Origin of the sequence: Streptomyces triticagri, assembly GCF_003429565.1 — a bacterium.
In the GTDB taxonomy this organism is placed as follows: Bacteria; Actinomycetota; Actinomycetes; order Streptomycetales; family Streptomycetaceae; genus Streptomyces; species Streptomyces triticagri.
On record NZ_QUAK01000005.1, the window covers coordinates 26097 to 44187 of the forward strand.

Here is an 18091-nt window from a genome sequence, read left to right on the forward strand (position 1 = left end):
CACCGAAGCGGGGGAAGCGGGAGGCAGCCATGGCGCCGGAGACCTTCACGACGCGTATCGAGCTGGGCGACAAGACCGCCACCGGGTTCCGGGTGCCCGCGGAGGCCGTCGAAGCGCTCGGCCAGGGCAAGCGCCCACGAGTCCTGGTGACCGTCGGACCCCATACGTACCGCAGCACGGTGGCCGTGTACGGCGGCGAGTACATGCTGCCGCTCAGCGCGGTCAATCGCGAGGCCGCCGGCGTCCGGGCCGGCGACACCTGCGAGGTGACCATCGCCCTGGATCTCGCGGAGCGCACCGTCGAGGTCCCCGAGGACCTCGCCCGGGCCCTGGGGCAGCACCCGGGCGCGACCGAGGCGTTCGCCGCGCTCTCCTACAGCAGACGGCGCGAACGCGCGGAAGCCGTCACCTCGGCCAAGCGCGCGGACACCCGCGAGCGGCGGATCGCCGGGATCGTCGCCGAACTGACGACGGCCCGGCCACCTCAGCGGTGACCGGGCCGTTGCGGCTCAGCGGGTGAACCGTGCCGTCGAGGGGGCTACTTCTTGGCCTCCGCCCAGGCCTTCTGCAGATCCAAGTCCTGCTTGACCTCGGCCAGTTGGGCCGCGACCGCCGAGGGCGCAGTGCCGCCGCGGCCGCTGCGGGAGGCGAGCGCACCCGGGACATCGAGCACGCTGCGGACCTCCGGCGTGAGATGCGGCGAGATCTTGGCGAACTGGGCGTCGGTGAGCTCGTCCAGCTCGATCCCGTTCGCCTCGCACTCCTTGACGCACTCCCCCGCGACCTCGTGCGCGACGCGGAACGGCACGCCTTGCTTGACCAGCCACTCCGCGATGTCCGTGGCGAGCGAGAAGCCCGCGGGCGCCAGCTCCTCCATCCGCTCGCGGTGGACCGTCAGCGTCGCCATCATCCCGGTGAACGCGGGCAGCAGGACCTCGAGTTGGTCGCAGGAGTCGAAGACCGGCTCCTTGTCCTCCTGCAGATCGCGGTTGTACGCGAGCGGCAGCGCCTTCAGCGTGGCCAGCAGGCCGGTCAGATTGCCGATCAGCCGGCCGGACTTGCCCCGCGCCAGCTCGGCGATGTCGGGGTTCTTCTTCTGCGGCATGATCGAGGAGCCGGTCGAGAAGGCGTCGTGCAGGGTCACGAAGGAGAACTCCTTCGTGTTCCAGATGATCACCTCTTCGGCGATCCGGGAGAGGTTCACGCCGATCATGGCGGTGATGAAGGCGAATTCGGCGACGAAGTCGCGCGCGGCCGTGCCGTCGATCGAGTTGCCCGCCGAGCCGTGCTCGAAGCCGAGGTCCGCCGCCACGGCCTGCGGGTCGAGGCCGAGCGAGGAGCCGGCGAGCGCCCCGGAGCCGTACGGCGAGACGGCGGTCCGCTCGTCCCACTGCCGCAGCCGCTCGGCGTCCCGGGACAGCGACTGGACGTGCGCGAGCACATGGTGCGCGAAGAGTACGGGCTGGGCGTGCTGCAGATGCGTACGCCCCGGCATCGCCACATCCGGGTGGGCCTCGGCGAGACCCACGAGGGCGCCCTGCAGTTCGGCGAGCAGTCCGCCGATGATCCGGGCGTGGTCGCGCAGATACATCTTGAACAGCGTGGCGACCTGGTCGTTGCGCGAGCGGCCGGCGCGCAGCTTGCCGCCGAGGTCGGGGCCCAGCCGCTCGAGCAGGCCCCGCTCGAGGGCGGTGTGCACGTCCTCGTCGGCGATGGTGCCGGTGAACGAGCCGTCCTCGACATCCCGCTCGAGCCGGTCGAGCCCGGCGAGCATGGCATCCAGCTCCTCGGCGGTCAGCAGACCTGCTGCGTTGAGCACGCGCGCGTGGGCACGGGAACCCGCGATGTCGTACGGGGCGAGACGCCAGTCGAAGTGGACGGACGCGGACAGTTTCGCCAGGGCTTCGGCGGGGCCGTCCGCGAAACGGCCGCCCCAGAGCCGGACATCACCGGTGTTGCTGCTCAACTCGTGCTCCTCGCGATCTTGACGCTCCATGCATGCATGATTATGCATTACTCCGCATGAATCGTCAATCTGCCGCTGTCGTCCATCCTCCCCACGACGCGCGCAGGGCCCGTCCCGCACCCCCTCACGAGGTGTCCGGAACGGGCCCTTCCATGCAGGTCAGCGCGTGTCCTGCGCCAGATGCAGCATGTGGTCGGCGAGCGCCTGGCCGCCGTCCGGCTCCCGGCTGATGAGCATGAGGGTGTCGTCGCCCGCGATGGTGCCGAGGATGTCGTGCAGCTCGGCCTGATCGATGGCCGAGGCCAGGAACTGCGCAGCCCCCGGCGGCGTACGCAGCACCACGAGATTCGCCGAGGCCTCCGCGGAGATCAGCAGCTCAGCGGAGAGGCGCCGCATCCGCTCCTCCTTCGCCGACTCGCCGAGCGGGGCCCGCGGGGTGCGGAATCCGCCCTCGCTCGGCACCGCGTAGATCAGGTCGCCGTCGTTGTTGCGGATCTTGACCGCGTTGAGTTCGTCCAGGTCGCGCGAGAGCGTGGCCTGGGTGACGGTCAGGCCGTCGTCGGCGAGCAGCTTCGCCAACTGGCTCTGGGAGCGCACCGCCTGCCGGTTGAGGATGTCCACGATCCGGCGGTGGCGGGCGGTGCGCGTCTGCGGCACCGCCGGCCCGGCTTGCTCGTTCTCCTGCAGGCTCATCGTCGTCCCATTCTCCGGATCATCCTTCCCCGTCGGCCTGTCCGGCCTGCGCGGCCCGCTCGGCCGCCGCGGCGTCCTGGGCCTGGTCGAGGACGCCGGGCAGGGCCCGCAGCAGCGCGTCCACGTCGTCGTCGCCGATCGTCAGCGCCGGCATCAGCCGGACGACGTCGGGCGCCGCCACATTCACCAGGAACCCCGCGTCCTGAGCCGCCGCCCGCACCTGCGGGGCCAGCGGTTCGGTGAGCACCATACCCAGCAGCAGTCCGGCGCCGCGGACTTGGGCGACGAGCGGGTGGCCGATGCCCTCGATTCCGCCGCGCAGCCGCTCGCCGGCCCGCTTGACGTGGTCGAGCAGCCCTTCCTCGGCGATGGTGTCGAGTACGGCGAGGCCCGCCGCGCAGGCGACCGGATTGCCGCCGAACGTCGTGCCGTGATTGCCGGGCTTCAGCAGATCGGCAGCCGCGCCGAAGGCCACCGTGGCACCGATCGGCAGCCCGCCGCCGAGGCCCTTGGCCAGCGTGACGACATCGGGGAGCACCCCGTCGTGGGCCTGGTGCTCGAACCACTGGCCCGTCCTGCCGATGCCGGTCTGCACCTCGTCGAGGACCAGGAGGGTGCCGGTCGCCTCGGTGATCTCCCGGGCCGCCCGCAGATAGCCGGGCGGCGGCGGCAGCACACCGATCTCGCCCTGGATCGGCTCGAGCACCACGAGCGCGGTGTCCTCGGTCACCGCGGCGCGCAGCGCCTCCACGTCCCCGTACGGCACATGCGTCACATCGCCCGGCAGCGGGACGAAGGGCGTCCGCTTGTCGTCCTGGCCGGTGAGCGACAGGGCGCCCATCGTCCGGCCGTGGAAGCCGCCCTGCGCCGCCACCAGGTGCGAACGCCCGGTCAGGCGGCCGATCTTGAAGGCCGCCTCCATCGCCTCGGTGCCGGAGTTGCAGAAGAAGACCCTGCCCGGGCGCCCGAAGTGCTGCAGCAGCCGCTCGGCGAGCGCGACGGTCGGCTCGGCGGCGAAGTAGTTGGAGATCTGGCCCAGGGTCGCGATCTGGTCACTGACCGCGCGGACGACCGCGGGGTGGGCGTGCCCGAGTGCGTTCACCGCGATGCCGCCGACGAAGTCGGTGTATTCGGTGCCGTCGGCGTCCCAGACCTTGGTGCCCTCGCCGCGCTCCAGAGTGAGCTGCGGAGTCCCGTAGGTGTTCATCAGGGAGTCCTGCCACCGCTTCGCGTAGGTGGCGTTCCCGGTGGTCGTCATGCGTCCACACCTTTGCTCGTGGGGTCGGCGTCGGGCACGACCATGGTGCCGATGCCTTCGTCGGTGAAGATCTCGAGGAGGATCGAGTGCTGCACCCGTCCGTCGATCACGCGGGCCGTGTGCACTCCGTTGCGTACGGCGTGCAGGCAGCCCTCCATCTTCGGGACCATGCCGCTCGCCAGCTCCGGGAGCAGTTTCTCGAGTTCCTTCGCGGTGAGGCGGCTGATCACCTCGTCGCTGTTCGGCCAGTCCTCGTAAAGGCCCTCGACATCGGTGAGGACCATCAGGGTCTCGGCATCAAGTGCCGCAGCGAGTGCCGCAGCCGCCGTATCAGCATTGACGTTGTAGACATGTCCGTCGTCCTCGGAGCGGGCGATGGAGGAGACGACCGGGATACGGCCGTCGGCGAGCAGGGCCTCGATGGCGCCGGTGTCGATGGCAGTGATCTCACCGACCCGGCCGATGTCGACCAACTCTCCCTCGATACGCGGCTGGTGCTTGGTCGCGGTGATGGTGTGGGCGTCCTCGCCGGTGAGGCCGACGGCGAGCGGGCCGTGCTCGTTGAGCAGGCCGACCAGCTCGCGCTGCACCTGGCCGGCGAGCACCATACGGACCACGTCCATGGCCTCGGGCGTGGTGACCCTGAGGCCCGCCTTGAACTCGCTGACCAGGCCGTGCCGGTCGAGCTGGGCGCTGATCTGCGGCCCACCGCCGTGCACCACGACCGGCTTCAGGCCGGCATGCCTGAGGAAGACGACGTCCTGGGCGAAGGCGGCCTTGAGGTCCTCGTCGATCATGGCGTTGCCGCCGAACTTGATGACGACCGTCCTGCCGTGGTGCCGGGTCAGCCAGGGCAGTGCCTCGATGAGGGTCTGCGCCTTGGGCAGTGCGGTGTGCTTACGGGTGCTCATGAGCTGTACGCGCTGTTCTCGTGGACGTAGTCGGCGGTGAGGTCGTTGGCCCAGACGACCACCGGTTCGGTGTCTCCTGCGGCCAGGTCGGCGGTGATCCTGACCTCACGGAAGCGCATGTCGACGCCGGTGCGGTCCTCGCCGACCGAGCCGTTCTTGCAGACCCACACGTCGTTGATGGCCACGTTGAGCCGATCCGGGTCGAAGGCGGCGGAGGTGGTGCCGATCGCCGAGAGGACGCGGCCCCAGTTGGGGTCCTCGCCGTGGATCGCGCACTTGAGGAGGTTGTTGCGGGCGATGGAGCGGCCCACCTCGACGGCGTCGTCCTCGCTCGCGGCGTTGATCACCTCGATGCGGATGTCCTTGCTCGCCCCTTCGGCGTCCCCGATCAGCTGACGTGCGAGGTCGGCGCAGACCGTCCGTACCGCCTCGGCGAACTCCTCGTACTCCGGAGCGACTCGGGACGCTCCGGAGGCGAGGAGCAGCACCGTGTCGTTGGTCGACATGCAGCCGTCGGAGTCGACCCGGTCGAAGGTGGTCCGGGTGGCGTCGCGCAGGGCGCGGTCCAGTGCGGACGCGTCCACGTCGGCGTCGGTGGTCAGGACGACGAGCATGGTGGCGAGGCCGGGGGCGAGCATGCCGGCGCCCTTGGCCATGCCTCCGACGGTCCAGCCGTCGCCGCCGGCCACCGCCGTCTTGTGCACGGTGTCGGTGGTCTTGATCGCGATGGCGGCCTTCTCGCCACCGTGCTCGGACAGGGCCTCGGCCGCCTTCTCGACGCCCGGCAGGAGCTTGTCCATCGGCAGGAGTTCGCCGATGAGCCCCGTCGACGCGACGGCCACCTCGCCGGCGCTGTGGCCCGGAAGCACCTCGGCGGTTTTCTCGGCCGTGGCATGGGTGTCCTGGAAGCCCTGCGGGCCCGTACAGGCGTTGGCGCCACCGGAGTTGAGGATCACCGCGGAGATACGACCGCCCTTGACGACCTGCTCCGACCACAGGACCGGCGCCGCCTTGACGCGGTTGGACGTGAAGACTCCGGCGGCCTCCAGGCGGGGGCCGTTGTTGACCACGAGGGCCAGGTCCGCGTCCCCGCTCTGCTTGATTCCTGCTGCGATGCCGGAGGCGGTGAAGCCTCCTGCTGCCGTCACGCTCACTGTGTCTCCTCGTTCACTTCCGCGTTCGCTCCGGCGTACCGCGCCGGGGTGGTGCTCGGGTGGCCGGGGGCGTTCACGGTGCCACTCCGGTCGCGGGCAGGGCGGTCTCCTCGGGCAGGCCGAGGGCGATGTTCATGCTCTGGACGGCCCCGCCGGCGGTGCCCTTGGTCAGGTTGTCGATGGCGCTGATGGCGATGACGCGGCCTGCGGTCTCGTCCAGTACGACCTGGATCTGGACGGCGTTGGATCCGTACACCGATGCGGTCGCGGGCCACTGGCCCTCGGGCAGCAGGTGGACGAACGGCTCGTCGGCGCAGGCCTTCTCGTAGGCCGCCCGCACGGACTCGGCCGTGGCACCCTGCGCCGCCTTCGCGCTGCAGGTGGCGAGGATGCCGCGGGGCATCGGGGCCAGGGTCGGGGTGAAGGACACGGTGACCGGCTCGCCCGCGGCGGCGCTCAGGTTCTGGCTCATCTCCGGGGTGTGCCGGTGCACGCCGCCCACGCCGTACGGGGACACCGAGCCCATCACCTCGGAGCCGAGCAGATGCGGCTTGAGCGCCTTGCCGGCGCCCGAGGTGCCGGTGGCCGCGACGATCACGGCCTCGGGCTCGGCGAGGCCCGCCGCGTAGGCCGGGGCGAGCGCGAGCGAGACGGCCGTCGGGTAGCAGCCGGGCACCGCGATGCGCTTGGACCCCTCAAGGGCGGCGCGGGCGCCCGGCAGTTCGGGAAGCCCGTAGGGCCAGGTGCCGGCGTGCGGCGTACCGTAGAACTTCTCCCAGTCGGCCGCGTCCTGCAGCCGGAAGTCGGCTCCCATGTCGACGACGAGGACGTCGGGACCGAGCTCTTCGGCGACGGCGGCGGACTGCCCGTGCGGCAGCGCGAGGAAGACGACGTCGTGTCCGGCGAGCGCCTCGGCCGCGGTCGGCTCGAGGACTCGGTCGGCGAGCGGCACGAGATGGGGCTGCAGTGCGCCCAGGCGCTGCCCTGCGTTGGAGTGGCCGGTCAGGGTGCCGATCTCGACATCCGGGTGCCCGAGGAGCAGACGCAGGAGTTCCCCACCCGCGTATCCACTCGCTCCCGCCACTGCTGCACGTACTGCCATCGGCTCCTCCTCGTCGATGGCATGACTATACGCAGCATCGCAGTTTTATACAACGCGACGCCGGGACAGCCGTTCGCCCTCGTGTGGCTGTGAGCTACTGCAACAAGTCGATCATGCTCGGTCGTGGACCAGGCCAGGCGTTGAGCTGCGGGTCGCTGTCCAAGTGGTGCGTCGTCGTCTCGGCGATGAGTTCCGCGAGCCCGCGGAGTCTGAACCGTAGGCCGGCGTATCCCGCCAGGCGGTCGTCGAGGTCGACCCGATCACCCACCTGGCGACCGTGGTACGCGGCCTGGGGACACGGCAAGGAGAGACGATGAGCGAGCTGACCACCAAGCAGCCGGCCGGCACACCGACCTGGATCGACCTTGGCATCCCGGATCTCGACCGCGCAATGGCCTTCTACGGCGCGTTGTTCGGTTGGGAGTTCGATGTGGGACCGGCGGAGTTCGGCCACTACACCCAGTGCTTGCTACGGGGCAGACCCGTCGCCGCCATCAGGCCGAACCCCGATCCCGACGCCACGGAATTCTGGTGGAACGTCTACTTCGCGACGGATGACTGTGACGCCGCGGCCGCCCGAGCGCGGGACGCGGGCGGCTCGATCATCACCGGTCCGATGGACGTGCTGGACCAGGGCCGGACGGCGATCATCAGGGACCCCACCGGTGCACAGTGTGGACTGTGGCAGGCCGGTACCCACATCGGCTGCCAGATCGTCAACGAGCCGAACGCCCTGCTCCGCAACGACCTGGTCACCGCGGAACCCGGGCCCGCACGCGACTTCTACGTCGCGGTCTTCGGCTACACGTTGGATGCCAACCCGGACATGCCCGAGCTCGACTTCACGTTCCTGCGCAGACCGGATGGCCACGAGATCGGCGGCATCGCCGGTGACCCAAAGGCCACCAAGTCCCGTTGGGGGACCTTGTTCCAGGTGGACGACGCCGATGCGGCGGCGCGGCGAGCGGTCGACGCGGGTGGGACCTCGGCCGAGCCCTACGACATGATCTACGGGCGGGTCGCGAACATCACGGACCCGTTCGGCACGGAGTTCGATGTCGGTGCGGCGACGACGAGCTGAACCGGCGGTCAGCTGCCCGCCGAAGTGGCGGGAGATCCGGCACCATCTGGGACTCATCCACGGCACGATCAGCTGCCTGGTGATCCGTAGCCAGCTTCTCGGTGGCCTTCCCGACGCGCAGGAGGACCTCGTCGAGATCGTGGCCACACCTGCGGGCCCGACGCCGCTCTGCCAACTGAGCGCCGTACTCGGTGAGTCGGGCCAACTCACGCACTCAGTCACACCTCGACCAGTCCGACGGCTTCGCGGCTTCACACTGAGCCGATCAGCCGGCAGTCTCGTCCGCCGGCGTCTCCCGGCCTGTCGGTGGCTGCTTCTACTCTTTGCCCATGGGGAACTATTTCCAGACTGTCGTCGACCTCGACGCCACGCATGCGGACGCCCACACCCTGGCAGCCGGGGGACTCGACTGGCTGGTCAAGGAGGGGATGGTTCGGGCCGAGCTCAGCGACTGTGTTCTCGGGGCGCCGTCGGGGCATCCACCCGGTCCCTCCTGGGCCAAGGCGGTCGAGCAGAAGGACTGGGAGCCCGGCGGCGGGCTCAGGATCGAGACCGACCGCACCGTGTTCAACTGCGGTCAGGGAGAAGCCAGGTTCGCGGTGTGCCCGCACTGTGCCGGGCGGGCGGTCTTCTTCACCGACCGGCTGGAGGAGATCGAGGGGGTATGGGAACCCTTCGGTGCAGCCATCAACGACTGGAGCGACACAGGCAGCGCGGCAGTCGTCTGCCCGCTGTGCCGACGCTCCGGTGACCTGACCGCGTGGACCTGGTCGGATCACTTCTTCGCCTTCGGGTATCTCGGTTTCGAGTTCTGGGACTGGCCCGACTTCGACCCGGAGTTCCTCGAAGGTCTCGCCCGCGCGCTCGGGGGTCATCGCACGGTTCTCATGGCGGGCAAACTCTGAGGGACTCCGAGCGTTCTCCGATGAGTTTGCGGGCTCCGGGCGGTCCAAGCTCCTGACACCTCTGAGAGGAAACCGCCATGTCTGAGCTTCTCGTCGACTTCATCACGTCCCTCGACGGCTACGCATCGGGAGAGGGATGGCCCGGGTTCTGGGGCCTCGAGGGCCCGGAGTACCTCGCATGGCTCGCCGATCAGCCCGAGGCCACGTACCTGATGGGGGCGAACACCTACCGCCTGATGTCGGGGTTCGCCGCCGGCGAGGTCCCGACCGGTCAGGACGAGTTCAGGCCCGACGAGGAGGCGTCCGTCGACGAGCTCACGCAGGCCTCCAAGGTGGTGTTCTCCTCCTCGCTCGAGGATCCGCTGACATGGGCCAACGCCACCCTTGTCCACGACGACGCAGTCGAGGCGGTCCGCGCCATGAAGTCGAACGGTTCGGGGCTGCTCAGCACGATCGGCAGCCTCAGCCTGTGCCGGACCCTGCTGCGAGCCGGGCTCGTCGACCGGTTCCGCGTCGTGATGTTCCCCGTGATCACCGGGGCCACGGGTGCAGAACGCATCTACGACGGCTATCCGGACGTCGCCCTCGAGATGACCGAGCACCGTACCTTCGACGGCGGTATCCAACTCGTCGAGTACAGGCCCCGGGTGCTCGAGCACCCGCCACTCGGCGATCCCGCCTGACGGTGCCCGCCCGCCGACCGAGGAGGACCCCGATGCGCAGCGTGACCTACTCCATGACCATGTCGGCCGACGGCTGCATCGTCGCACCGGACGGCTCCTTCGACTGGGCGGCACCCGACGAGGAGGTCTTCCGCCTGGCCACCGACGAGGTGCGCGGTGCGGGCGTCCATCTCCTCGGCCGGCGGCTGTACGAGACGATGCTGTACTGGGAGACCGCCGAGCAGAATCCGTCGCTCGACTTCTCGACGCGCGAGTTCGCCGCTCTCTGGCAGGCGCTCCCGAAGGTGGTGTTCTCCACAACGCTGTCGGCGGTGCAGGGCAATGCCCGCCTCGCGACCGGCAGCCTCGCCGAGGAGATCGAACGGCTCCGCGCCGAACCGGGCACGGGCGACATCGCGATCGGCGGCGCGGCTCTCGCGTCCCAGGCGGCCGCGGCGGGACTGATCGACGAGTACCGGGCCCGGGTATATCCGATACTGCTCGGCGGCGGTGTCCCGTTCTTCCCTCGCAGCGAGCGCCGGGTGGATCTCGAACTCGTCGAGAACCGCACGATCGGCGCAGGGGTCGCCTACGTCCGCTACCGGGTGGCACGCTGACCGGCTCACTCCGGACGCGCTGATGACCGCGGGCACGGCGTCGGGCCTGAGCACCGACGCCGCGCCCCGCGGCCGGGACGACGCTCAGAGCATGATGAGCAGGCGCGTGTTCGGCTTCAGCTTTCTGTTCACCGAGCGGCTCTGGACGTAGACCTCGAGGTCCGGATTGTTCCCCGCCTTCACCGAGACCGTGCCCTGAATTCCCGTACCGAAAAGAAGGCTGCGTGCCGCGTCGCCCGTATAGGCGCGGTCGGTGCTCTTCTCGACGACTATCACTTCCTTGTTCGCCTGGACCTGGGCTCGGGCGCCCAATTGGTAGTAGCACGCGCCGCGTTCGTAGGTGACGCCCGGGTGCGAGTCGACGAAGGGGCGGATCTCGGCCTCCTTGTCGACCTTCAGGAGGCGGTACCGGTCGGCCGGGATCGGCTCGAGGCTGGCCCGCACCTCGTCCACCGATATGTCCTGGCCGACCGCGAACAGGTTCTTGGTGCCGCGCACGCCCTGCTCGCGGCCGCGCAGGAAGCTGGTGGCGGCGGCACGCACGGTGCCGATCGCCTCCTCGACGCCCTCCTTGGACTCTGCGTCCCAGATCGCGATGTTCCCCGCGGGGAAGCCGTAGTTCTGGGCCGTGCGCTTGGCCAGCGAATTCGGCACGAGGATCGCCGAGGTCCAGTGGCCCGGGAGCGCGCCCATCTTGGCCGTGATCCGGTCGAGCCAGGGGCCGAGGATCGTCATGTCGCCGTCGTGCCGGCGGTCGCCTCCCGAGGCGTTCTCCTCGCCGTCCGTGACCACGATCTGGAGGAAGCTGTGCTCGCCGTACTCCTCCCAGATGTGGCCGAGGTCGTCAAGGGACTTCAGGGATGCCTGGATGAGTGCCGTCGCGCCGTTCTCCACGCGGTACAACCCGCGCATGGACGGGAGGTGTTTGACGTCCATGTCCCAGACCAGGTTTTCCACTCTGTGGTCGAAGGAATAGAGGCTGATCCTGGTCTCGTGACCGAGGCTGTCCGATTCGGCTTTGAGGCCCGCCACGAATTCGTCGACGACGCGGACGAGTTGGTCCTGATGCGGGTGCATGGAACCCGAACAGTCCACGACAAGGGCTACGTGATTCACCTTGTGCTGAATCTTCTTCACGGACACGCCTGTGCTCCCCCTCCGGAGTGCTGAAGTGATGAATTCACTCTATGCGGAGGCACTGACAACGGAGTTGGGCGCGGGGTCGGGCGCAAGGCCCGGCCGCCTCAGCCCTCGGCCGCCGCCCGCTCCGGGCGTCCCGCCTCCGCCTCGAACCCGGACAGCAGGGCGCCCAGGGCGAAGTCGAAGCGTTCCGCGGCAGGTGCCGCACCCGACTCCTCCGCCGCACGCACCAGGAGCGGATAGGCCTCCGGATCCATTGCAGCGAGGTCGGCGCTCTCGCCGTCGGCCTCCCCCACGGCGCCGCCCTGCGCCGCCGCATGGCCGATCACGAAACTGGTCACCGCGTACACCACATCGAGGGCCCGGCGCAGCGGGAAGCCCGCCCCGTGCAGCGCACCGACCACGGTCTCCATCAACTGCAGATTGCGCGGCGTGACCGCCGGCCGGGACATCAGCAGCGGCACCACCTGCGGATGCGCGGCCAGCGCGGCGTCCAGCGCCGCCGCGTAAGTACGCAGCCCCTCCTGCCAGTTGGCGGGCCCGAACTCCTCGGGCACGGCCTCGGCCACCACCTGCTCGACCATGCCGTCCAGGAGTGCGTCCTTGTTCGGCACGTGGTGATAGAGCGCCATCGCCTCCACGCCCAGCTCCTCGCCGAGCCGGCGCATCGACAGCGCCTTCAGCCCGTCCCGGTCGGAGAGACCCAGGGCCGCTTCGAGTACGACCTGCCGTGTCAGCCCTGCACTGTGACCGCGCGCCCTTCTGGCCGCCATGCCACCGCCTCCTTCGCTGCCGGATCCCGGCACGTCCCGATGTCCGGAGATCCCGGTCGGCGTCCGGAGATCCCGGTTGACGATTCTTACGGCGTAAATATAGCCTGGCAGTGAAATTTACGACGTAAGAATCACACCGAACCGATCGCACCGAACCGAAGGGGTGACGACCATGACCTCCCGCACAGCGATGCATCTGGGCCTTGCGCTCACCGCCGCAGTCGCGGTGGTTCCACTCGCCGATCTGGCCACCGCCGACAGCATCGCAAGCCACGTCCGCGACGCCTATCCGCACTGGTCCGCCTCCGAAGTGGCCAAGGACCGCACGGCGATCACCGCCTATCTGGGCATCGTCGGACTGCTCGGCATCCCCTGCTGGCTCTGGGCGATCCGCTGGGCCCGCCGCGGCTCACGCCATGCGCTCGCGCTCGCCGGCACGCTGTTCGCCGCGGGCAGCTGCCTGGCGCTGTTCGGCCTGACGTACGCGTCCGCGCCGTACGACCGGGTGCTGCCGCTCTCCTACGGACTGCTCGGCCTGCTCCCCTGCCTTGCGGGGCTCGCGGCGGTCGTCCTCCTGCGCAGGGAACGCAGCGCCTCCCGCGCCACCGCCCCCGCACCCACCGGAGCGGCACCCTCCCGAGTCCGGTGAGCCTCAGCGGTCGAGCACGGCGACGGCCTCCACCTCGACCAGATGCTCGGGCACATCGAGCGCGGCCACGCCGAGCAGTGTGGCGGGCGCCATCGGCCTGCTGCCGAGACGTTCGGCCGCGCGGTCGATTCCGGCCAGCAGCCGGGGCATCAGGTCGGGCGTCCAGTCGACGACGTGGACGTTCAGCTTCGCCACATCGGCGAAGCTCGCGCCGGCCGCGGCGAGCGCGGTGCCGACATTGACATAGGCCTGCTCGACCTGCACGGCGAGGTCGCCCGCACCGACGGTCCGGCCATCGGTGTCCCAGGCGACCTGACCGGCGACGAAGACCAGCCTCGAGCCGGTCGCGACCGAGACCTGCCGGTACACCGGGACTTCGGGCAGCCCCTCGGGATCGATCAGGGTGATGGCCATGGCGTCCGCCTTCCTCGGGGCAGAGCGCGCGGGCGGACGTCCGAGCTCCCACGCCCGGAATCGGCGCGGGATCACCACCCGCACGCTCTCTGCTGGTTACTCAAGAACCGTAGGAGAGCGTGGCGCGACGTGGAAGAACGCACTTTTCGGTGACTCAGGAACCTCAGAGTGACCCTGCAGGCCGGCGATCCGCCCCGGCCCGGCTCGCGGCCTCGTCCGCCCCCGAGAGCCAGAACAGGATCGGCGACACCACCAGTTCGACGCCACCGAGGGCGAGTTGGAACCAGTGCGGCCGCCCCTCCACCGCCAGCGAGAGGATCCGGCCGAGCGCGCCGAGGAAGAACACCGCCGTCAGCCACCGCACCGCCAGGGCCGGGATCGGCGACTGACGCGCCACCCAGAGCCAGGCGAGCCCGTACCCCGCGAAGGTCGCACCCAGGAAGCGACCCAGACTGTCGACCGTGGGCCCCGCCGACGTGGCGCCCGGGATCGCCAGATTTCCTGCCAGTACATGGAAGAGGCCGATCGCCACACCGGCCCAGCCCATCACCGACGCGAGCAGTCGCAATGCCTTGACCTGAGACATGACCGCCACACTCCTAGCTGGTTGCCGCTAGCCGGTTGCCTCCAGCTGATCACCTTGCAGCTGGTTGACACGTGTCTACCAGCATAGGCGTCACTGATAGACACGTGTCAAGTAGCATGGCTTCGTGCCTCCTCGCCGGCGACTGACGCCCGATGCCCGACGCGACCAGATCCTCGCGGTCGCCGCCCGACTCTTCGCCGAGCGGCCGTACGACGAGGTGCTGATGGAGGAGGTGGCGACCCGGGCGGGGATCTCGCGAGCGCTGCTCTACCGCCACTTCCCGGGCAAACGCGAGCTGTTCGCCACGCTCTACCGGCAGGCGGCCGAGCAGCTCCTCGAGCGGACCCGGCTCGACCCCGCGGACACCCTCGTCGAGCAGCTGACCCAGGGCCTCGACGCACACATCGAGTACTTCGCGGAGAACCGCAACACGGTCCTCGCCGCGAACCGCGTGCTGGCCGGCGACCGTGTCATCCAGACGATCATGACGGACGAACTGGGCGCGCTCCGCGAGCGCCTGCTCGCCGTACTGCCGGTCACGGACGACGCCGTCCGCCGTGCCGTGTCGGGAGTGCTGAACGGCTGGCTCGTCTTCGTCCAGGTGCTCTGCGTCGACTGGCTGACCGAGGAGAGCTGCAGCCGGACCGAGCTGCGCGACGTCTGCATCGGCGCGGTGCTCGGCGCGATCCGGCCGCTCCTGGACGAGGATCCGGCGCCGGACTGGCCGCCGGCGGGCTCGGCCCCGGACGGTCGACCGGGCTCACGGAAAGCGTGACGCACTCGCCCGGAGGGGACGTCGACGCCAGGTCAGACCCGGTCGAGCGGCCGGTGCGGGCCGGCCGGAAGCTCCGCCACCACGGCGTCGCCCGGGTGCACCACTCCCCCGTCCACGACGACGCTCATGATGCCGGCCTTGCGTACGACACCACCGCTGCCGTCCCGCCCCACGACCTGCTTGAGCAGTCCGTCCTGGAAGGCGTCGATCTGCCGACAGGGGTTGCGCAGCCCCGTCACCGCCACGACCGCCTCCGGGCCGATGCGCAGCAGGGTGCCGGCCGGCAGGCCGAGCAGGTCGATCCCGCGGGTGGTGATGTTCTCGCCGAGGGCGCCGGGCGCCACGTCGAATCCGGCGGCCGCGACCTCGGCGAAGAGTTCCTCGTGAAGGAGGTGGACCTGCCGGAGGTTCGGCTGGGTGGGGTCCTTGGCGACCCGCGAGCGGTGCTTGACGGTGACTCCGGCGTGTACGTCACCGTCCACGCCGAGGCCGGCGAGGAGAGTGATCCGCTCCCGGTTCGGCTTGGTGAACGAGTACGCGCCGTTGCTGCTGACCGCGGTGACTGTCCCGTCCATGCCCGAAGCCCCCTCCGTCGCACCGTACCGGTCACCGGCGACCCTACCTCCGGTCAGCCGGCGGGTGGCCGGGCGATGATGCCGAACGCGGTGCCGAGCGGATCGACGATCTCGGCCGTGCGCCCGTACGGCGAATCGATGACCGCACCGGCCTCGCCGCCCGCGGCACGCGCGAGCGCCGCCGAGCGGTCCGCGTCCGCCACCTCGAACACGGTGTGCCAGGCGGCCTGTTCGGCACCCGGGTTCCCGAAGATGCCGCCGATCTCGTGTCCGTCCGGGCGGCGCAGAAACGTGAAGTCGAAGTCCGGCAGATCGTCGTTGCGGTCCAGGGTGTACGTGAAGACCTCCGGGTAGAACGCCCGGGCGGGGCCGGCGTCGGGGGTGACGAGGTCCTGGCGGACCAGCGAGTCCGGTTCGTTCACCAGCTCGCAGCCCGGGGACCGGCGTCCCTGCCACAGTCCGAACTCGGCGCCCTGCGGGTCGACTACGAGGGCGAGGCGGCCCAGGTCGTCGACCTCGTGCGGGCCCTCGGTGAGGCTTCCGCCGGCCGCGACGGCGCGCGCGGACGCGGCGTCGCAGTCGTCCGCCGCAAAGTACATACGCCAACGGCGGGGATTTGGCGGGCTGTTGAGCTGTCCCTGGCCGGGGCTCCCACCGGTGGCGCCGGCCGTCGGCCTGAATCCGGCGACGGCACCGCCGCGGAGCAGACACGTGACATGTCCGGGCCCCCGTTCGGGACTCGCGCGGAACTCCCAGCCGAACAGCGAACCGTAGAAGTCCTGTGCCCGCTCGGTCTCGTCGCCGGACAGGTCGAGATCGATCCAGGTGGGGGTGCCGTCGGGCTGGTTCACGTCGATGACGCTCATGGTGGGTCGCCCTTTCAGGGGTGCCGCGGGTGGTTGCCGTATGCGCACCATAGGAAGTAAGTAGGACCGCTTCCGGCCGCTTTCGCGCGGGCCTCACGAGTTTCGCCCGCGCGGCAGCAGCGCTGCGGCGCTCAGTGCGGCGAGTGCGTGGACGCCGGCCGCGACGAGGAGTGCGGCGGGCAGGGAGAGGGCCGCCAGGGCGCCGGCCGCGGCGGCGCCGCAGGAGTATCCGGCGAGTTTCAGACTTGCTCCCGTGGTGAAGATCTGCGCGCGCAGTCCGGCCGGTGCGCATCGGTGCCGGATCGCGAACAGGGCCGCGAGCTGCGGCCCTTCGGCCGCTCCGGCGAGCAGCGCGGCCACGATCACGGCGACCGGGTCGAGTACGGCGGCCAGGCTCATGGCCGCCGCGAGCACCAGCGGGGCGCCCACCAGGATGCGGGGCGGGCGCAGCAGTCGGGGCCGGCGGGCGAGCAGCGCATTGGCGGCCAGCGCGGGCACGGCCGTGGCGGCGATGAGCAGCACGCCGTGCGGCGCCGCGCCGAAGACCCGCACGCCGAGCAGTGGAAGGCAGGCGACGAACAGCCCTTCCGCGGCGCAGCTCAGCGTGGAGGACAGGGCGGCCCCTGCCAGCGCCCTGCTCCGCCGCAGGGCCGCGAACCCTGCCGCGAGGTCGCGTACGAACCCGCGCGTCCGTTGCCGCGGGACGACGCCGGGCTGCGCGTCGGCTCGCGGTCGCCCGCCTCCCGTCCCCCAAGTCGCCGATGAGGCGGCGCAGATGAGGAGGGCGGCCGAGGTGAGGCCGGCCACCGCGCCGAACCGGGCGGCGACGAGTCCGGCGAGAGCGGGGCCGGCCAGGCTCGCCACGTGGAATGTCATCGCGTCCACGGTCGCGGCCCGATCCAGGCGTCCTGACGGTACGACCAGGGGCAGTTGCGAGGTCCAGCCGCCGGAGAGGGCGGGGCCGAGCAGCCCGGCAGCGACGGCCATGAGCAGCGCGCCCGCGTACGTGGCACCGAGCACGGGGGCCACCACGGCGAGGGCCGCGCCGTGGCCGAGCACCGCCAGGCCGAGGAGGCGTCCTGGCGCGGGCGAGCGGTCGAGGAGCGTGCCGAGCACCGGCCCGCCGACCGCGGCCGCGGCTGTGGCTCCCGCGAGCAGCGTGCCCGCGGCCGGCGCGGATCCGGTGACCGCGAGTCCGGCGAGGAGCAGGGCCGGGCCCGACATCTCGTCTCCGACGCGAGCGAGCGTGGCGCCGGCGACGTAGCGCGGCCACGGGTAACGCAGGATCATCCAGGAGACGTTACGAGTGCAACGGTAAGTTCCGCCACAAGCGTTACAGTGGGCGCCATGCCCCCGTCCGGATCAGCATCTTCCGCATCAGGCCCGGCGGCGACTCATGAGTGGTCCACCAGGCATTCCGTCCTCACCCTGGCCCGCCGCACGGTCGCCCTGCTGAACGCGCTCAGTCCCGAGCCGCCGGAGCCCGAGGCCGTGGCGGCCGTACTCCTGGAGTACGGCGAACCGGGACCGGTCCGGCTCACCGAGGCGGACGTGGCCGATCTGCGGGCCGCCGCCGAGGAGCTGCGTGCGGTGTTCGAGGCCACCGATGTGGATCTCGCCGCATCCCGCCTCAACCGGCTGCTGGCCCGTGGCACGGGTTCGCTGCGGCTGAGTTCCCATCACGGCGAGAGTCCCTGGCACCCGCATCTGGACAGCGACGACGAAGCGCCATGGGGCGAGTGGCTGCTCGCCTCGTCGTGTCTCGCGCTGACGGTGCTGCTCTGGGACCGGCAGGAGCCGCCGGGTGGTGTGTGCGCCTCACCGAGCTGCCGGCACGTCTTCATCACCCGGGGCAGCGGACCGGACCGCCGCTACTGCTCCCGCCGCTGCGCCACCCGCGAGCGCGTCGCGGCCCACCGCCGCCGCGCCGCCGGGGGCGGCGGGGGGTAGGGGCGCATGTCCCT

General features: G+C 70.6%; 22 protein-coding genes. 8 read left to right on the plus strand and 14 right to left on the minus strand.

Going from position 1 to position 18091, the window contains the following annotated elements; all coding sequences use genetic code 11:
- Nucleotides 1-29: 29 nt before the first annotated feature.
- Nucleotides 30-494 (plus strand): YdeI/OmpD-associated family protein, encoded by a 465-nt coding sequence (locus tag DY218_RS00595; protein ID WP_128553916.1) that lies wholly within the window; start codon nt 30-32, stop codon nt 492-494.
- Nucleotides 495-538: 44 nt separating this feature from the next.
- Here the strand turns inward: DY218_RS00595 and argH are convergent, their stop codons facing one another.
- From argH to DY218_RS34090, 7 genes are all read right to left on the minus strand, one after another.
- A complete protein-coding gene (gene argH / locus DY218_RS00600) occupies nt 539-1966 on the minus strand; it encodes an argininosuccinate lyase (protein ID WP_128553955.1) in 1428 nt (475 codons plus the stop codon).
- A gap of 159 nt (nt 1967-2125) precedes the next feature.
- Entirely contained in the window at nt 2126-2659 is a 534-nt protein-coding gene (locus tag DY218_RS00605) for an arginine repressor (RefSeq protein ID WP_128553917.1), read from the minus strand.
- Nucleotides 2660-2678: 19 nt separating this feature from the next.
- Complete coding sequence (locus tag DY218_RS00610; protein WP_128553918.1) at nt 2679-3917, minus strand: acetylornithine transaminase; 1239 nt, start codon at nt 3915-3917, stop codon at nt 2679-2681.
- Complete coding sequence (gene argB, locus DY218_RS00615; protein ID WP_128553919.1) at nt 3914-4828, minus strand: acetylglutamate kinase; 915 nt, start codon at nt 4826-4828, stop codon at nt 3914-3916. Before argB ends, DY218_RS00610 begins: the two co-directional genes overlap by 4 nt.
- The gene (gene argJ / locus DY218_RS00620; RefSeq protein ID WP_128553920.1) at nt 4825-5982 is read right to left on the minus strand and encodes a bifunctional glutamate N-acetyltransferase/amino-acid acetyltransferase ArgJ; all 1158 of its coding nucleotides are present in this window, start codon (nt 5980-5982) and stop codon (nt 4825-4827) included. The genes argB and argJ overlap by 4 nt, the downstream gene beginning before the upstream one ends.
- 73 nt (nt 5983-6055) lie before the next feature.
- On the minus strand, nt 6056-7084 hold the full coding sequence (gene argC, locus DY218_RS00625; RefSeq protein WP_128553921.1) for an N-acetyl-gamma-glutamyl-phosphate reductase: 1029 nt from the start codon (nt 7082-7084) through the stop codon (nt 6056-6058).
- Between the two features lie 94 nt (nt 7085-7178).
- Entirely contained in the window at nt 7179-7352 is a 174-nt protein-coding gene (locus DY218_RS34090; RefSeq protein WP_158573946.1) for a hypothetical protein, read from the minus strand.
- Nucleotides 7353-7397: 45 nt separating this feature from the next.
- On the opposite strand from DY218_RS34090, the gene DY218_RS00630 reads away from it, so the two are divergent.
- The 4 genes from DY218_RS00630 (at nt 7398) to DY218_RS00645 (ending at nt 10349) form a co-directional block, all read left to right on the plus strand.
- Nucleotides 7398-8165, plus strand: a complete 768-nt coding sequence (locus tag DY218_RS00630) for a VOC family protein (protein ID WP_128553922.1) — start codon at nt 7398-7400, stop codon at nt 8163-8165.
- A gap of 329 nt (nt 8166-8494) precedes the next feature.
- The gene (locus tag DY218_RS00635) at nt 8495-9070 is read left to right on the plus strand and encodes a hypothetical protein (RefSeq protein ID WP_128553923.1); all 576 of its coding nucleotides are present in this window, start codon (nt 8495-8497) and stop codon (nt 9068-9070) included.
- 77 nt (nt 9071-9147) lie between these two features.
- Nucleotides 9148-9753, plus strand: a complete 606-nt coding sequence (locus DY218_RS00640) for a dihydrofolate reductase family protein (protein WP_128553924.1) — start codon at nt 9148-9150, stop codon at nt 9751-9753.
- 32 nt (nt 9754-9785) lie between these two features.
- A complete protein-coding gene (locus DY218_RS00645; RefSeq protein WP_128553925.1) occupies nt 9786-10349 on the plus strand; it encodes a dihydrofolate reductase family protein in 564 nt (187 codons plus the stop codon).
- Between the two features lie 84 nt (nt 10350-10433).
- Here DY218_RS00645 and DY218_RS00650 read toward each other — a convergent pair whose 3' ends face one another.
- Both DY218_RS00650 and DY218_RS00655 read right to left on the minus strand, forming a co-directional pair.
- Nucleotides 10434-11492 carry a vWA domain-containing protein gene (locus DY218_RS00650; RefSeq protein WP_128553926.1) on the minus strand — a complete coding sequence of 353 codons (1059 nt, stop codon included), beginning with the start codon at nt 11490-11492 and terminating at the stop codon, nt 10434-10436.
- A gap of 101 nt (nt 11493-11593) precedes the next feature.
- The gene (locus tag DY218_RS00655) at nt 11594-12262 is read right to left on the minus strand and encodes a TetR/AcrR family transcriptional regulator C-terminal domain-containing protein (RefSeq protein ID WP_128553927.1); all 669 of its coding nucleotides are present in this window, start codon (nt 12260-12262) and stop codon (nt 11594-11596) included.
- Between the two features lie 172 nt (nt 12263-12434).
- On the opposite strand from DY218_RS00655, the gene DY218_RS00660 reads away from it, so the two are divergent.
- Nucleotides 12435-12911 (plus strand): hypothetical protein, encoded by a 477-nt coding sequence (locus tag DY218_RS00660; RefSeq protein ID WP_128553928.1) that lies wholly within the window; start codon nt 12435-12437, stop codon nt 12909-12911.
- 3 nt (nt 12912-12914) lie between these two features.
- Here DY218_RS00660 and DY218_RS00665 read toward each other — a convergent pair whose 3' ends face one another.
- Together DY218_RS00665 and DY218_RS00670 are read right to left on the minus strand one after the other, a co-directional pair.
- On the minus strand, nt 12915-13325 hold the full coding sequence (locus tag DY218_RS00665) for a RidA family protein (RefSeq protein ID WP_128553929.1): 411 nt from the start codon (nt 13323-13325) through the stop codon (nt 12915-12917).
- Nucleotides 13326-13488: 163 nt separating this feature from the next.
- Nucleotides 13489-13911, minus strand: a complete 423-nt coding sequence (locus DY218_RS00670; protein ID WP_128553930.1) for a DUF4345 domain-containing protein — start codon at nt 13909-13911, stop codon at nt 13489-13491.
- A 124-nt stretch (nt 13912-14035) separates the two neighbouring features.
- Between DY218_RS00670 and DY218_RS00675 the strand changes: the two genes are divergently transcribed.
- Nucleotides 14036-14686, plus strand: coding sequence for a TetR/AcrR family transcriptional regulator (locus DY218_RS00675; protein WP_128553931.1), 651 nt, complete (start codon nt 14036-14038; stop codon nt 14684-14686).
- A gap of 32 nt (nt 14687-14718) precedes the next feature.
- On the opposite strand, the gene DY218_RS00680 is transcribed toward DY218_RS00675, so the two are convergent.
- The 3 genes from DY218_RS00680 to DY218_RS00690 all read right to left on the minus strand — a co-directional run bounded on the left by DY218_RS00680 (nt 14719) and on the right by DY218_RS00690 (nt 17417).
- On the minus strand, nt 14719-15261 hold the full coding sequence (locus DY218_RS00680; protein ID WP_128553932.1) for an MOSC domain-containing protein: 543 nt from the start codon (nt 15259-15261) through the stop codon (nt 14719-14721).
- A gap of 53 nt (nt 15262-15314) precedes the next feature.
- Nucleotides 15315-16127: a VOC family protein gene (locus DY218_RS00685; RefSeq protein ID WP_128553933.1), complete on the minus strand. Its 813-nt coding sequence runs from the start codon at nt 16125-16127 to the stop codon at nt 15315-15317.
- A 93-nt stretch (nt 16128-16220) separates the two neighbouring features.
- Nucleotides 16221-17417: an MFS transporter gene (locus tag DY218_RS00690; RefSeq protein ID WP_128553934.1), complete on the minus strand. Its 1197-nt coding sequence runs from the start codon at nt 17415-17417 to the stop codon at nt 16221-16223.
- A gap of 57 nt (nt 17418-17474) precedes the next feature.
- Here DY218_RS00690 and DY218_RS00695 point away from each other — a divergent pair, with 57 nt between their 5' ends.
- Complete coding sequence (locus tag DY218_RS00695; RefSeq protein ID WP_128553935.1) at nt 17475-18077, plus strand: CGNR zinc finger domain-containing protein; 603 nt, start codon at nt 17475-17477, stop codon at nt 18075-18077.
- Nucleotides 18078-18091 lie beyond the last annotated feature (14 nt).

Bases quoted from the DNA above. Each gene is read 5' to 3' on its own strand.
- DY218_RS00595 (WP_128553916.1), top strand. From the start codon at position 30: ATGGCGCCGGAGACCTTCACGACGCGTATCGAGCTGGGCGACAAGACC.
- DY218_RS00605 (WP_128553917.1), bottom strand. From the start codon at position 2,659: ATGAGCCTGCAGGAGAACGAGCAAGCCGGGCCGGCGGTGCCGCAGACG.
- DY218_RS00610 (WP_128553918.1), bottom strand. From the start codon at position 3,917: ATGACGACCACCGGGAACGCCACCTACGCGAAGCGGTGGCAGGACTCC.
- argB (WP_128553919.1), bottom strand. From the start codon at position 4,828: ATGAGCACCCGTAAGCACACCGCACTGCCCAAGGCGCAGACCCTCATC.
- argC (WP_128553921.1), bottom strand. From the start codon at position 7,084: ATGGCAGTACGTGCAGCAGTGGCGGGAGCGAGTGGATACGCGGGTGGG.
- DY218_RS00630 (WP_128553922.1), top strand. From the start codon at position 7,398: ATGAGCGAGCTGACCACCAAGCAGCCGGCCGGCACACCGACCTGGATC.
- DY218_RS00635 (WP_128553923.1), top strand. From the start codon at position 8,495: ATGGGGAACTATTTCCAGACTGTCGTCGACCTCGACGCCACGCATGCG.
- DY218_RS00640 (WP_128553924.1), top strand. From the start codon at position 9,148: ATGTCTGAGCTTCTCGTCGACTTCATCACGTCCCTCGACGGCTACGCA.
- DY218_RS00645 (WP_128553925.1), top strand. From the start codon at position 9,786: ATGCGCAGCGTGACCTACTCCATGACCATGTCGGCCGACGGCTGCATC.
- DY218_RS00655 (WP_128553927.1), bottom strand. From the start codon at position 12,262: ATGGCGGCCAGAAGGGCGCGCGGTCACAGTGCAGGGCTGACACGGCAG.
- DY218_RS00660 (WP_128553928.1), top strand. From the start codon at position 12,435: ATGACCTCCCGCACAGCGATGCATCTGGGCCTTGCGCTCACCGCCGCA.
- DY218_RS00665 (WP_128553929.1), bottom strand. From the start codon at position 13,325: ATGGCCATCACCCTGATCGATCCCGAGGGGCTGCCCGAAGTCCCGGTG.
- DY218_RS00670 (WP_128553930.1), bottom strand. From the start codon at position 13,911: ATGTCTCAGGTCAAGGCATTGCGACTGCTCGCGTCGGTGATGGGCTGG.
- DY218_RS00680 (WP_128553932.1), bottom strand. From the start codon at position 15,261: ATGGACGGGACAGTCACCGCGGTCAGCAGCAACGGCGCGTACTCGTTC.
- DY218_RS00685 (WP_128553933.1), bottom strand. From the start codon at position 16,127: ATGAGCGTCATCGACGTGAACCAGCCCGACGGCACCCCCACCTGGATC.
- DY218_RS00690 (WP_128553934.1), bottom strand. From the start codon at position 17,417: ATGATCCTGCGTTACCCGTGGCCGCGCTACGTCGCCGGCGCCACGCTC.
- DY218_RS00695 (WP_128553935.1), top strand. From the start codon at position 17,475: ATGCCCCCGTCCGGATCAGCATCTTCCGCATCAGGCCCGGCGGCGACT.